15 protein-coding genes are annotated in these 12,705 nt (G+C 32.3%); all 15 read left to right on the forward strand.

The window, feature by feature from the left end:
• Position 1: 1 nt before the first annotated feature.
• On the forward strand, positions 2-337 hold the full coding sequence (locus ACKI5C_RS07220; RefSeq protein ID WP_292798887.1) for a 50S ribosomal protein L32e: 336 nt from the start codon (positions 2-4) through the stop codon (positions 335-337).
• Between the two features lie 138 nt (positions 338-475).
• Positions 476-931 (forward strand): 50S ribosomal protein L19e, encoded by a 456-nt coding sequence (locus tag ACKI5C_RS07225; RefSeq protein WP_407432495.1) that lies wholly within the window; start codon positions 476-478, stop codon positions 929-931.
• Positions 932-933: 2 nt separating this feature from the next.
• Positions 934-1,515, forward strand: coding sequence for a 50S ribosomal protein L18 (locus ACKI5C_RS07230; RefSeq protein WP_407432496.1), 582 nt, complete (start codon positions 934-936; stop codon positions 1,513-1,515).
• A 2-nt stretch (positions 1,516-1,517) separates the two neighbouring features.
• Entirely contained in the window at positions 1,518-2,159 is a 642-nt protein-coding gene (rpsE, locus tag ACKI5C_RS07235; protein ID WP_296888817.1) for a 30S ribosomal protein S5, read from the forward strand.
• Positions 2,160-2,171: 12 nt separating this feature from the next.
• Entirely contained in the window at positions 2,172-2,630 is a 459-nt protein-coding gene (locus ACKI5C_RS07240) for a 50S ribosomal protein L30 (protein WP_407432497.1), read from the forward strand.
• A gap of 14 nt (positions 2,631-2,644) precedes the next feature.
• Positions 2,645-3,082: an uL15m family ribosomal protein gene (locus tag ACKI5C_RS07245; RefSeq protein ID WP_407432498.1), complete on the forward strand. Its 438-nt coding sequence runs from the start codon at positions 2,645-2,647 to the stop codon at positions 3,080-3,082.
• A 34-nt stretch (positions 3,083-3,116) separates the two neighbouring features.
• On the forward strand, positions 3,117-4,481 hold the full coding sequence (gene secY / locus ACKI5C_RS07250; protein ID WP_407432499.1) for a preprotein translocase subunit SecY: 1,365 nt from the start codon (positions 3,117-3,119) through the stop codon (positions 4,479-4,481).
• Between the two features lie 37 nt (positions 4,482-4,518).
• Positions 4,519-5,076 carry an adenylate kinase gene (locus tag ACKI5C_RS07255; protein ID WP_407432500.1) on the forward strand — a complete coding sequence of 186 codons (558 nt, stop codon included), beginning with the start codon at positions 4,519-4,521 and terminating at the stop codon, positions 5,074-5,076.
• Between the two features lie 13 nt (positions 5,077-5,089).
• Entirely contained in the window at positions 5,090-5,680 is a 591-nt protein-coding gene (locus tag ACKI5C_RS07260) for a DUF106 domain-containing protein (protein ID WP_407432501.1), read from the forward strand.
• A gap of 117 nt (positions 5,681-5,797) precedes the next feature.
• Positions 5,798-6,064, forward strand: coding sequence for a 50S ribosomal protein L34e (locus tag ACKI5C_RS07265; RefSeq protein WP_407416251.1), 267 nt, complete (start codon positions 5,798-5,800; stop codon positions 6,062-6,064).
• Positions 6,064-6,582, forward strand: coding sequence for a (d)CMP kinase (gene cmk / locus ACKI5C_RS07270; RefSeq protein ID WP_407432502.1), 519 nt, complete (start codon positions 6,064-6,066; stop codon positions 6,580-6,582). The genes ACKI5C_RS07265 and cmk overlap by 1 nt, the downstream gene beginning before the upstream one ends.
• The gene (locus tag ACKI5C_RS07275) at positions 6,582-6,803 is read left to right on the forward strand and encodes a 50S ribosomal protein L14e (protein WP_303736248.1); all 222 of its coding nucleotides are present in this window, start codon (positions 6,582-6,584) and stop codon (positions 6,801-6,803) included. The genes cmk and ACKI5C_RS07275 overlap by 1 nt, the downstream gene beginning before the upstream one ends.
• 67 nt (positions 6,804-6,870) lie before the next feature.
• Positions 6,871-7,836, forward strand: coding sequence for an RNA-guided pseudouridylation complex pseudouridine synthase subunit Cbf5 (locus ACKI5C_RS07280; RefSeq protein ID WP_407432503.1), 966 nt, complete (start codon positions 6,871-6,873; stop codon positions 7,834-7,836).
• Positions 7,837-8,213: 377 nt separating this feature from the next.
• Positions 8,214-9,473, forward strand: coding sequence for a DUF3100 domain-containing protein (locus ACKI5C_RS07285; protein WP_407432504.1), 1,260 nt, complete (start codon positions 8,214-8,216; stop codon positions 9,471-9,473).
• 182 nt (positions 9,474-9,655) lie between these two features.
• On the forward strand, positions 9,656-12,705 hold a 3,050-nt coding region (locus tag ACKI5C_RS07290), incomplete at its 3' end, for a C1 family peptidase (RefSeq protein WP_407432505.1).

The raw sequence follows: 12,705 nt of genomic DNA on the forward strand, positions 1-12,705 counted from the left end.
AATGGCTAATAAAAGATTTAAAAGACAAGAATATGCTCGTTATAAAAAACTTGGAATAAAATGGAGACGCCCTAGAGGTAAAACAAGTAAAATGAGAAGATATGAAGCAGGAAAACCAGACATGCCTGCTATTGGATACAGAACCCCTAGAGCTATTAGGAATTTACATCCTTCTGGTTATAATGATGTTCTTGTTCACAATATGAAAGAATTAGAAGCTTTAAACCCAGAAACTGATGCTGCAAGAATCAGTGCTTCTATTGGTAAAAGGAAAAAACTTTTGATGTTAGATAAAGCATCTGAGTTAGGAATTAAAGTTTTAAATAAAAATATTTAAATTATGAAATTATGTTTATAGGTTAAATCAATTCAGGGGCTTTTATAGAATTGGTCTAACTATTAAAGATAAATTAAAAGGGGTTTAGATTATTTATCTAAATTTATCAGCTATGCTGAATTATGGAGGATTATATATATGAATCTTACAACTCAAAAAAGATTAGCTGCAAGTATCCTTAAGGTAGGGCTTAATCGTGTATGGATGGATCCTGAAAGGATGGAAGAAGTTTCCATGGCGATTACTAGAGACGGAGTAAAGCAGTTAATTAATGATGGAGCTATTAAAGCAAAACCTCAAAAAGGTATTAGTAGCTATAGATCTAAAAAAATCGCAGAACAAAAACAAAAAGGAAAAAGAAAAGGTGCAGGTAGTAGAAAAGGGGCTAAAAAAGCTCGTACTCCTAAGAAAAAACAATGGATGACTACAATCAGAGCTTTAAGAAAAGACCTTAAAGAAATGCGTGAAGATGAAATTATTGATGCTACCACCTACCGTAAATTATACAAAATGGCAAAAGGTGGAGCTTTCAGAAGTAAATCTTACATGAGAAACTACGCACGTGACCATGATTTAATTAAAGGAGATGAGTAAACATGGCACATGGATCAAATTATAAAGTAGCATTTAGAAGAAGAAGAGAAGGAAAAACCGATTACGGTGCTAGAATTAAATTAATCGATTATGAAAAATCTCGTTTAGTTGTTAGAATTTCTAACAATCAAGCTACTGTACAAATTGTCGATTACTCTCCTGAAGGAGATATTACTCGCACATCCGCTGTAGGTAAACAATTAGCTGATTACGGATACTTAGGAAACACCGGTAACATTACTGGAGTTTATTTAACAGGTTATCTTTGTGGTAAAAGAGCTTTAGCTGCAGGAATTGATTATGCAATTTTAGATATCGGTTTAAGATCTCCTATTAAAGGTTCTAAAGTATTTGCAGCTCTTAAAGGTGCTGTAGATGCAGGTTTAGAAGTTCCTCACGGTGACTTCATTTTCCCTGAAGATGAACGTATCAGAGGAGAACACATTGCAAATTATGCTGAATCTTTAGACGACGATGAAAAAGCTAAAAAATTCTCAAAGTATTTAGAAAGAGGTTTAGAACCTGCAGATTTACCTGCAAACTTTGATGAAACTATTGAGAAAATTGACGAGGCAGAGGAATAACTATGAGTTTTAATATTGATGAATGGGAACCTAAAACTAAAATGGGTGAATTAGTTAAAAATGGAACCATTACTGATATCGACGAAATTTTTGAAAAAGGTCTTCCAATTATGGAATTGGAAATAGTTGATGCCTTAATTCCAGATTTAGAAGAAGAAGTAATGGATGTTAACTTAGTTCAAAGGATGCATAAATCTGGTAGAAAAGTTAATTTCAGAGTAATTGTTGCTGTAGGTAACAAAGATGGTTATGTTGGATTAGGTCAAGGTAAAGCTAAAGAGGTTGGACCTGCAATCAGAAAAGCAGTCGATAATGCTAAATACAATATTATTAAAGTAAGAAGAGGCTGTGGAGATTGGGGTTGTGTTTGTGGAAGAGAACACACCGTACCTTTCAAAGTACAAGGTAAAACCAGTAGTGTAAGTGTAAACTTAATGCCTGCACCTGCAGGAGTAGGTTTAGTAATTGGTGATGTAGGTAAAACCATTTTAAAACTTGCTGGTATTCACGATGTATGGTCCCAATCATTTGGTCAAACACAAACTACTGTTAACTTTGCAAATGCAGTATTTGATGCTTTAAAAACCTTAAGTGAAGTAAAAGCAACTCAAGAAGACCTCAAGAAAATGGGAGTTAACTATTAATTGGTGATGATTATGTTTTTAGTTATTAGAGTTAGAGGAACTACTGGTGTCATTCAAAATATTGCTGACACTTTACACATGTTAAGACTTAACAGAATCAACCACGCAGTATTAGTTGAAGAAAATCCTAGTTTTGAAGGTATGCTTCAAAAGTCTAAGGATTACATTACCTGGGGTGAAATCGATGCTGAACTTTTAGCTCAAATTATTGCTAAAAGAGGTAGAATCGAAGGTAATAACAAAGTTACTGATGAATTTGTAGCTGAAAATTCTGATTATAAAGATATTGCTGAATTATCTGAAGCTGTAATCAATTCAGAAGTTAAATTAGCTGATGTGGGAATTAAACCTGTATTCCGTTTACACCCTCCTAGAAAAGGATATGAAGATATCCGTTTATCCATTAACGAAGGTGGATCTTTAGGTTACAGGGGCGAAGAAATTAAAGATCTTGCAAAAAGAATGCTTTAAATTAGGTGTTTATTATGATTAGAACAAAACGTAAAATTAACAAACTTAGAGGTTCCAGATCCAACGGAGGAGGCTGTACTAAAAAACGTAGAGGTGCAGGTAACAAAGGTGGAAAAGGTAAAGCTGGAGCTGGAAAACAACACTGGACCTGGACTGTAATCCATGAACCAGATTATTTTGGTAAACACGGCTTCAAAAGACCTCAAAAAATGATTAAAAAAGTTAATTCAGTTAACTTAAGTTACTTGGAAGAAAAAGCTGATGATTTAATTGCTAGCGGTAAAGCATCTATGGAAGGAGATGCAATTGTTATTGATGTAACCGAATTAGGTTATGACAAAGTTTTAGCTAAAGGTAAAATCTCTAAAACTTTCAAAATTTCCGCTCCAAAATTCTCAGCATCTGCTGTAGAGAAAATTGAAGAAGTAGGAGGAGAAGCTATAGAATTATAGTTTTCTCTTTTAATATTTTTACTAGAGGAATAAAATGTCATCTCTCGAAGTTTTAGAGCCAATATTTAAGTTTTTACCTGAAGTAAAATCTCCTGTTCACAATGAAGATTTTAATGAAAAACTTAAATGGACTGCTCTTATTTTGGTATTATATTACTTTTTAACTCAAATACCATTATATGGATTGAGTTCTGCTGCTGTTGACCAATTCGCTGCTTTAAGGGCAGTTATGGCTGGAAGTTTTGGTTCAATTCTTACTTTAGGAATTGGTCCTATTGTTACTGCATCTATTGTATTGCAATTGTTAGTAGGTTCAAATCTTTTGGATTTGGATTTGTCATCACATAAAGATAAGTCTCACTTTCAAGCTACCCAAAAGCTTCTTTCTATTTTGTTTACAATGTTTGAAGCTGGTGTTTTAGTATTAACTGGTAACTTAGTACCAATCGATAATTCTTATCTTGGTGTATTATTCCTTCAACTTGTAATTGGTGCAATTTTAGTGATTTATTTAGATGAAGTTGTTTCTAAATGGGGATTCGGTAGTGGTATTGGTTTGTTCATTGCTGCTGGTGTATGTCAAGCTATTCTTGTAGGAACATTTAATTTCTTGCCTAATAGTCATGGTGTCTTAACCGGTGCAATTCCTGGATTTATCCAATCTATTACTATGGGTTCTGCTAATTTCTCATTACTCATACCATTATTCGCAACACTTTGTGTATTTGCAGTTGTTGTTTATGGTGAATCAATTCGTATTGAAATTCCAATTTCCCACGGTTCAGTTAGAGGACATGGAAGAATTAGAGGATCTGTTGGTAAATATCCATTGAAATTTGTTTATGCAAGTAACATGCCGGTTATTTTAACCAGTGCATTACTCGTTAACGTTTCACTTTTAGCAAACGTCTTCCAGAAAATTGGGTTCCCTATTTTAGGTACTGTTGAAAATGGTAAGGCTGTAAGTGGTGTTGCTTGGTTATTATCCACTCCTAATAAAATATATATGTTTGCTACAGAACCGTTGCACGTTCTTGTTTATGCAATATTTTTCTTAGCATGTTGTGTTTTATTCTCATACTTGTGGGTTGAAATTAGTGGATTGAATGCTAAGAAAATTTCAGAACAACTTTACAATTCAGGTATTCAAATACCTGGTTTTAGAAGTAGTAAACGTCAATTATATAAAATTTTAAAGAAATATATTCCTGCACTCACTATTTTAAGTGGTTTATATGTAGGTATTATTGCATTCTTTGCAGATTTAACTGGTGCTTTAGGTGGAGGTACTGGTGTATTGCTTACTGTAGGTATTATACATAAGCTTTATGAGGAAATGGCAGAAGAACAATTAATGTCATCAAATCCACTACTCAGGAAATTTTTAGGAGGAGATTAATCTTCTCCATATACAACTTTTAATATGAGGGATTAAATTGAAATTAGTAGTATTAACAGGAATTCCAGGTTCAGGAAGTACCACCGTACTTAACAAAGCTCTTGAAGAAGTTGATTATCTACATTTAAACTACGGAGACATAATGACTGAACTTGCAATTGAGGAAAAACTTGTGGAAGATAGAGATTCTTTAAGAAAATTACCTGCTGAAACTCAAAAAGAGATTCAAGCTAAAGCTGCTAAAAGAATCAAAGAAAAATCTGAAGAAAGTAATGTTATAGTAGATACTCATTGTACTATTAACACTCCTGCAGGATTTTTACCAGGTCTTCCTATATGGGTTTTAGAACAATTACAACCAGATTTATTCATTATGGTTGAAGCAAATCCGGATGAGATTATCTACAGAAGAATGAATGATGACACACGTTCTCGTGATGTTGAAAAAGCTAGCGATATTCAATTACACCAAGAAATGAATAGGGCTGCTTCTATGGCTTATGCAACATTAACCGGAGCTACAGTCAAAATCATTGCAAATCATGATAATCATTTACCTAAAACAATTTCTAAAATGGTGGATGTTTTAAAATAATAGGGTGAGTTAGATGGCTGATATTTTCAGTATGTTTAGTGGTGGAATATTGGATGTATTGAATACATTATTTAATCCGTTACTTGCAATGGATCCAAATCCACAAAATCCTGCATTAACTGTATTGGTTATTGCATTTATTGTTTCATTAATTACAACTATTGCTAATAAGTATTTAGTTGATCAGGATAAAGTTAATGAAAACCAGAAGAAGTCTAGAGAACTTTCTTCTAAAATGAGAGAAGCTCAAAAGAAAGGGGATGGAAAAGAACTTGCTAAACTTCAAGCTGAGCAAACAGAAATGCTTAAAAATCAAAATGAAGTTATGATGGAATCATTTAAACCAATGCTTGTTACATTTGTTCCAATTATTTTAATTTTCTTCTGGATGAGAACTTCTGTTATCAGTAATTTGGTTTTAATTTTACCAGCTCCTGCTTATTGGCTTACTTTAACTCCATTCTGGCATTTCATCGGTCAATTTTTATATGGAGGAAAAGCTACTATCCCTTATGGAATTGGTTGGTTGTTATGGTATATGATTTGTACCTTTGGTATGAGTCAAATATTAAGAAAATTCTTAGGATTCAAACAAGGGTTCTAATTTAACCCTTGAATCTTATATATTTATTAATGATGAAATACATACTAATAGTATTCTATATTGAATACGCTATTACACAATTATTAAATTTTTTATTAAATTAATCAAGGTGATTAAATGCCTGCAAATAGGTTTAGATCAAGATCATATAAAAGAATGAGAAAAAACACTCCTGGTGGAGATAATGTTTTAAGATACAAAAAGAAAAAACCATCTAAGCATGTTTGTGCTGAGTGTGGTGCAGTCTTACATGGAGTTCCTCGTGGACGTCCATACGAAATTGGTAAACTTTCAAAAACTAGCAAAAGACCTAGCCGTCCTTACGGTGGGTACTTATGTTCAAAATGTATGCGTAAACATTTTAAAGAAGAGGCTAGAAAATAATGATTATTACTCTAGGTGGATTAGCTGGTACCGGAACATCAACCACAGCAGAATTGCTCAGTGAAAAATTAGGCATTGATTATATTTCTGCAGGGTCTGTTTTTAGAGATATGGCTCGTGAACGTGGTATGTCTGTTCTTGAATTTAGCGAATTTGCTGAAGGTAATGATGATATTGATAAAGAAATTGATAAAAGACAAGCTGAACTGGCTAAATCTGCGGATAATTTAATAGTTGAAGGCAGGTTATCTGCTTATTTTGTTGAAGCTGATTTAAAACTTTGGTTAGTGACTCCTTTTGATATTCGTTCTAAAAGAATAGCTGATAGGGAATCAAAATCTGTAGAAATAGCATCCGAGGAAATTATTACTCGTGAAAAAAGTGAAGCTTTAAGATATATGGATATTCATAATATTGACATTTCAAATATGGATATTTATGATTTAATTATTAATACTGGTACATTCAATCCTGAAAAAGTATCAGAAATCATTTTAACAACATTAAAGGTGATATAATGGCATCAATTGAAGTAGGAAGAGTATGTGTTAAAACTGCTGGAAGAGAAGCTGGTGAAAAATGTGCAATCGTTGAAATCATCGATGAAAACTTTGTTGAAGTTATCGGTGAAGCTGTTAAAAACAGAAGATGTAATATTGCTCACTTAGAACCAACTGAAGAAACTATCGATGTTTCTGGCGACGCTGACTCTATCAAAGCAGCTTTAGCTGATTTATAAGATGAATAATTAAATTTATTCATTATTTTTACTATTTTTTATACTATTTTTTTATATAGGATTATTTATGAAAACTAATTTAATTACAAAATCTAAAGCAATTACAAACCCCGAATATGGGTGTAAGCCTGAAGAAAGGGAAATTACTGATTATATTTCTAAAGGTGTTATTAATTTAGATAAACCTTCAGGACCAACATCTCATGAAGTTGATTCTTGGGTAAAACGAATTTTAAAACTGGATAAGACTGGTCATGGAGGAACACTTGATCCTAAAGTTACTGGTGTTTTGCCTGTCGGTTTGGCTGATGCAACCCGTGCTATACAGTTGTTGTTAACTGCTCCTAAGGAATATGTTTGTTTGCTTACTTTTCACTCAGATGTGGATGAAAGTGAAATCCGTCGTGTTTTTGAGGAGTTTACAGGTAAAATCTTTCAACTGCCTCCGGTTAAGTCTGCAGTTAAACGTGAATTAAGAACCCGTAACGTTTATTATTCAACTATTTATGAAATCAAAGGCCGTGATGTGTTATTCAGAATTGGATGTGAAGCAGGAACCTATGTCAGAACATATTGTCACAATATCGGTGAAGCTTTGGGTGTCGGTGCACATATGGCAGAACTTAGAAGAACACAGGTCGGATCTTTTCGTGAACGTGAAAATCTTGTAACATTGCAGGATGTAACTGATGCATATCATTTCTATATTGAAGACGGTGATGAATCATATTTGCGTGAAGCAATAATGCCTATGGAGAGAGCAGCGGATTATTTGCCTAAAGTTATAATTAAGGATTCTGCAGTTGATGCAATCTGTCATGGAGCAGATCTTGCAAGCGGTGGAGTAGCTTATTTATCTGATGATATTAGAAAAGGAGATATTGTGGCTATTGAAACCTTAAAAGGTGAACTTGTAGGTGCTGGAAATTCTTTATTCTTTGCCGATGAGATTTTAGCTGCTGAAGGTGGTTTTGTAGTCAATACATCTAAAGTATTCATGAAACCCGATGTGTATCCAAGATTATGGAAATAACTATTTTTTCGAATCAATTTTGATTTTTCCTGATTATTATTTCAACATTACTTTAATTTTTTTTTGACTGTGGTTTTACTGTAGTCTTGAATTGTATCACATTTATGTTCAATTTTGTTCATTAAATCAAAGTTTCACAAAGACCACCATACTTTAATCTGAGGTTAAAAAACTATTTAAAGAAAGAATAATAAACAAAAATATATTATTTTTAAAAAATAAGATATATATAGCAATTAATAAATTAGGAGGATTTTTTTATTTCTAAAACTAATCCTGATACTGAAAGATTTAAACTGGATAGCCATAGGAAAAATCCCGACGGGGGAACTGATGAGAGTTCACAATGGAAAGTGTATAAATTACATTTTATTGCATTGATTATACTTATTATTTCACTATCCATTGGAGTTATAGATATTAAAATAACAGACAACGTTAGTTTCCTATTACTGCCTATAACATATTCCATTGTTATCGGAATGGCTGTCTATTTGTCAAAACATTTTAAGTGGATTGGTGATGAAGAATCTAAAATTGCTGAAGAAATAATGGCTATACTTCTTGGTGTAATAATATCCAAACTTGCTATTTCGGGTGGAGAGTCTATCTATATGATTTTTAATGTAGGTCCTGCCCTGATTTTACAGTTATTTGGGGACATCTGTACTATTATAGCATTGCCTGTTGCTTTACTTTTAGGTTTTAGAAGAGAAGCTGTTGGAATGACAAGTTCTATTTGTCGTGACCCCAGTGTAGCAATTATTATTGACAAATATGGAGTTTCATCTCCAGAGTCACGTGGAGTTTTATTTATTTATATCGTAGGAACCATCATCGGTGCTTTATATATGAGTTTATTTGCAAGCTTGTGCGTTTCACTCCTGCCATTGCATCCATATGCATATGCAATGGCATCAGGTGTAGGAAGTGCAAGCATGAACGCTGCAGGATTAGTTCCATTAGTAAATTTATACCCTTCCATGGCTACTCAGTTAGAAGCTTTTGCAGGATGCAGTAATGTTCTTTCAACCTCTTTTGGCATGTACATGTTCATATTTATTTCATTGCCCCTTACAGAAAAATTATATTCATGGTTAGCTCCGATTTTATGCAAAGGCCATTCCGTTGAGTTTGATGGCATCATTCAGGATGAAGACGATGGGAATAATCCATTTGGATTGAAAATGGATAACTTTCCTAAAATTTTAGCCGTATTTTTAGTATTTTCAGTAATTGCTGCTATTGGAAATGCTTTTGGTAATCATGCTACATTTATGGATTCATTAATTGGAATGCTTGTTATTGTAGGCATTGCATTCATGGGTCTGTGTATTGGAGAAATTATTCCGGTTAATATTCCATCAATCGTCTTAATATGTTTAATTGGTATGTTTCTTGCAATTCCTGGAGTTCCAACAGCGGATTTTGTGGCTCATTACGCTTCTCAAGTTGATTTAACTACAATTTGTGTAGCATCTTTAGCTTATGTCGGTATAGCAATGGGTAGAGACTGGGGAGAATTTAAAAAGATTGGTTGGAGAGGAATTCTTATTACTTTAGTTGTGATTACTGGAACTTACCTGGGTTCTGCAATAATTGCAAACGTGATTTTAGTCTTATCAGGATCAATCTAAATGATTCATTTCCATTTTTAATATTAAAGAAAATTATTGTCTATACTATTAAGTGGATGCCAATATGAAACTACTCTAAAAGTTATATGATATTGAAATATTCACTTATTTTTTTAATCATTTATATTATTAGAAATTTTTTTTAATAATTATTTAAATAAATATTATTATGGGAGGATATTATGAAAAGATTTAAAATTTTATTCATATTGCTTTTTTTATTTATTTCTGTTAGTGCAGTTTATGCTGATGGAAACTTCACATCTCTTCAAACAGAAATCAATGATGCAGGCAATACTATTGAAATAACTCAGAATTATATTTATGATAATTCTACTGATTATCAATTAAGTGAAGGAATAATAATTAATAAAACGGGTTTTACCATTAATGGTAATGGACATACTATTGATGCTAAAGGACAGGCAAGAATATTTAATGTTATTGGGGATATAAACATTAACAATCTTACTTTAATAAATGGGTTTTCAAAAGATGCTGGTGGGGCTATTTTTACTAATAATATGATAAATTTTAATAATGTTACCTTTGAAAATAATTCCGCTAAAGATGGTGGTGCAGTAAAAATTGAAATGATTGAAGCAATAAATTGTGTTTTTAATAATAATAGTGCCGAAAAAGGCGGAGCAATTTCTTTTTCTTTCCAATCTTTTATTGCTAATTCAGTATTTAAAAATTCATTTAATTTAACTTATTCGTTGATATATGGAAATGGTGACAATTCAGGGATTGGAATTATAAATTGTACATTTCTAAATTCAACTTCAAAATATGCTACAGCATTATATGCTAAAAAAAATACTGCAGTTATAAATTCCACATTTGCAAACCTCCATTCAACTGAAAGTGCTGGTGCAATTTTTCTTAAATATGTAACATATTCACAAATTATTAACTCTACATTTATAAATGTCACGGCTATAAATAATGCAGGATCAATATTTATTGATGTTTCTGGAGATATGCCAATAGAGGGCAGTACATTAATCTCAAATACAACATTCATTAATTCTTCTGCTAATTTTGGCGGAGCTTTACTTTATTTGGGTAGTATTTTAACAATAAAAGATTCAAAATTTATTAATAATACTGCTACTCTAGATGGGGGAGCAATATATGCATCAAATGTCATGGCAAATATTTATAATATTTCCATTATATCAAATAAACTAATTAATGAAGAAAATAATGGTGGGGGAATGTTTTTTGATAAGAGTGATTTGAATATAACAGATTCAAACTTCATTAACAATACAAAAAATGCTATTTATGCCTATGACTGTAATTTAATTGTTAACAATAGTACTTTTAAGAATAATGGTGAAGCAATTCATGGTGTTTTTCTTAATTATAAAATTGGTGAAATAAAGTTGAACAATGATACTCTATTTTTAAGTGAAACGGACTTTTTTAATAAGGTAAGTAAAAATCCAATAAATTTAATTCTGATTAATAATACCATAAATGTAACAGATTTGCCTAAAAGGTTTGATTCACGAGAATGGGGATGGATAAGCCCAGTTAAAGATCAAATATTGGATGGCAGTTGCTGGACTTTTGGAACAATTGCCGCTCTTGAATCAGCATTGCTCAAATCAACAGGAATTGAATACGATTTTTCAGAAAATAATATAAAAGATACAATGTTGCGTTATTCAAAATATGGTGTCTTGTATGTATTAGGTTCAGGATATATTTCACATGCAACTCAAAATATCCTTAGTTGGCTAGATCCTGTTTTTGAAAAAAATGATGCCTATGATGTAATGTCAAAGGTTTCACCAATATTTTTCACTGGGGATAATATTCATATTCAGGATGCAATTTTTGTTGGGCCTAGAAAAAATTTAACTGATAATGATGAAATTAAAAAAGCCATAATGAATTATGGCTCACTGGCAATAGAATATTATGCAGCAACTGAAGCACCTGACTACAATAACAAGACTCATGCACAATATCAAAATTTATCTAATGATAGGGAACATGTTGTTTCTGTTGTTGGGTGGGATGATAACTATCCTAAAGAAAATTTCTTAACCACTCCTCCTGGAGACGGTGCATGGATATTAAAAGATAATTTCGGTTTAGAAAATGGGGATCGAGGATTTATCTATTTGTCTTATTATGACATAAGCTTTTTAAATTCAAGTTATGCAGTAGGTTTTATTATTGAAAACACTGAAAACTATGTGAGAAATTATCAAACGGATTTAAGTGGAAACATGAGTTTTTTCGAGGATATGATTGGAAAGGACCTTGCTTATAAAATCACATATGAATCTCAGGACAATGAGTTAATAAGCGGAGTTGGAACCTACTTTAAATATGATGGTGAACCTTATACACTTTATATCTATGTAAATAATGAATTAAAACATGTGCAAAATGGAACGGGGCCATATTATGGTTTTCATACAATAAAATTAACAAATGAAATTCCAATTAGGCCGGGAGATAATTTTACAGTAGAAATAACTAAAAAATCCATTCCAATCTTTAAGGAGTCACGACAACATTATACTAAAAACACTATTTTCATGAAAACAGATGATGTGTGGAAGGATTTGGCACTGCAAAATAGTACTGTATCCTTGAAAGTTTACACTAAAGATTTAGCTGTTTATACTGAAGATTTGGTTAAAATTTATAAGAATGATTCCAAGTTTGAGGCTAATGTTGGTGCAGCTAATGAAAATGTGACATTTGAGATTAACGGTGCCAATTATACTCGTGTAAGCGATGAAAACGGGACTGCCAGAATAGCTATTAACTTAAATCCTGGAAACTACACAATTAAAACAACTTTCAACGGAACTTCAGTTGAAAACAGTATTGAAGTCTTGCCTACATTAATTGCTCAAAATCTTGTTAAATACTTCAGAAACGAATCACAGTTTTATATTGCACTGATTGATGGTATGGGCAATACTGTTCCTAATGTAAATATTACAATGAACATCAATGGGGTATTTTACAACAGAACAACCAATGAAAACGGAACAGCTAAATTAAATATTAACTTGAATCCTGGTGAATATATACTGACTGCTTCAGATCCGTTGACTGGATTGATGATGTCATATAATATCACAGTATTGCCTGTTTTAACGGCCGATAACATTAACATGACCTATAAAGATGGAACACAATTCATGGCAAAACTGGTCGATGGTCAGGGCAATCCGTTGGAAAATGCTGGTGTTACATT

This window comes from Methanobrevibacter sp. (genome assembly GCF_045646045.1).
Lineage (GTDB): Archaea > Methanobacteriota > Methanobacteria > Methanobacteriales > Methanobacteriaceae > Methanocatella.

Excerpts from the sequence above, each read along its gene's own strand:
- ACKI5C_RS07220 (WP_292798887.1), top strand. The coding sequence starts at position 2 with ATGGCTAATAAAAGATTTAAAAGACAAGAATATGCTCGTTATAAAAAA.
- ACKI5C_RS07260 (WP_407432501.1), top strand. The coding sequence starts at position 5,090 with ATGGCTGATATTTTCAGTATGTTTAGTGGTGGAATATTGGATGTATTG.
- ACKI5C_RS07280 (WP_407432503.1), top strand. The coding sequence starts at position 6,871 with ATGAAAACTAATTTAATTACAAAATCTAAAGCAATTACAAACCCCGAA.
- ACKI5C_RS07245 (WP_407432498.1), top strand. The coding sequence starts at position 2,645 with ATGATTAGAACAAAACGTAAAATTAACAAACTTAGAGGTTCCAGATCC.
- ACKI5C_RS07240 (WP_407432497.1), top strand. The coding sequence starts at position 2,172 with ATGTTTTTAGTTATTAGAGTTAGAGGAACTACTGGTGTCATTCAAAAT.
- ACKI5C_RS07225 (WP_407432495.1), top strand. The coding sequence starts at position 476 with ATGAATCTTACAACTCAAAAAAGATTAGCTGCAAGTATCCTTAAGGTA.
- ACKI5C_RS07230 (WP_407432496.1), top strand. The coding sequence starts at position 934 with ATGGCACATGGATCAAATTATAAAGTAGCATTTAGAAGAAGAAGAGAA.
- ACKI5C_RS07275 (WP_303736248.1), top strand. The coding sequence starts at position 6,582 with ATGGCATCAATTGAAGTAGGAAGAGTATGTGTTAAAACTGCTGGAAGA.
- ACKI5C_RS07265 (WP_407416251.1), top strand. The coding sequence starts at position 5,798 with ATGCCTGCAAATAGGTTTAGATCAAGATCATATAAAAGAATGAGAAAA.
- secY (WP_407432499.1), top strand. The coding sequence starts at position 3,117 with ATGTCATCTCTCGAAGTTTTAGAGCCAATATTTAAGTTTTTACCTGAA.
- rpsE (WP_296888817.1), top strand. The coding sequence starts at position 1,518 with ATGAGTTTTAATATTGATGAATGGGAACCTAAAACTAAAATGGGTGAA.
- cmk (WP_407432502.1), top strand. The coding sequence starts at position 6,064 with ATGATTATTACTCTAGGTGGATTAGCTGGTACCGGAACATCAACCACA.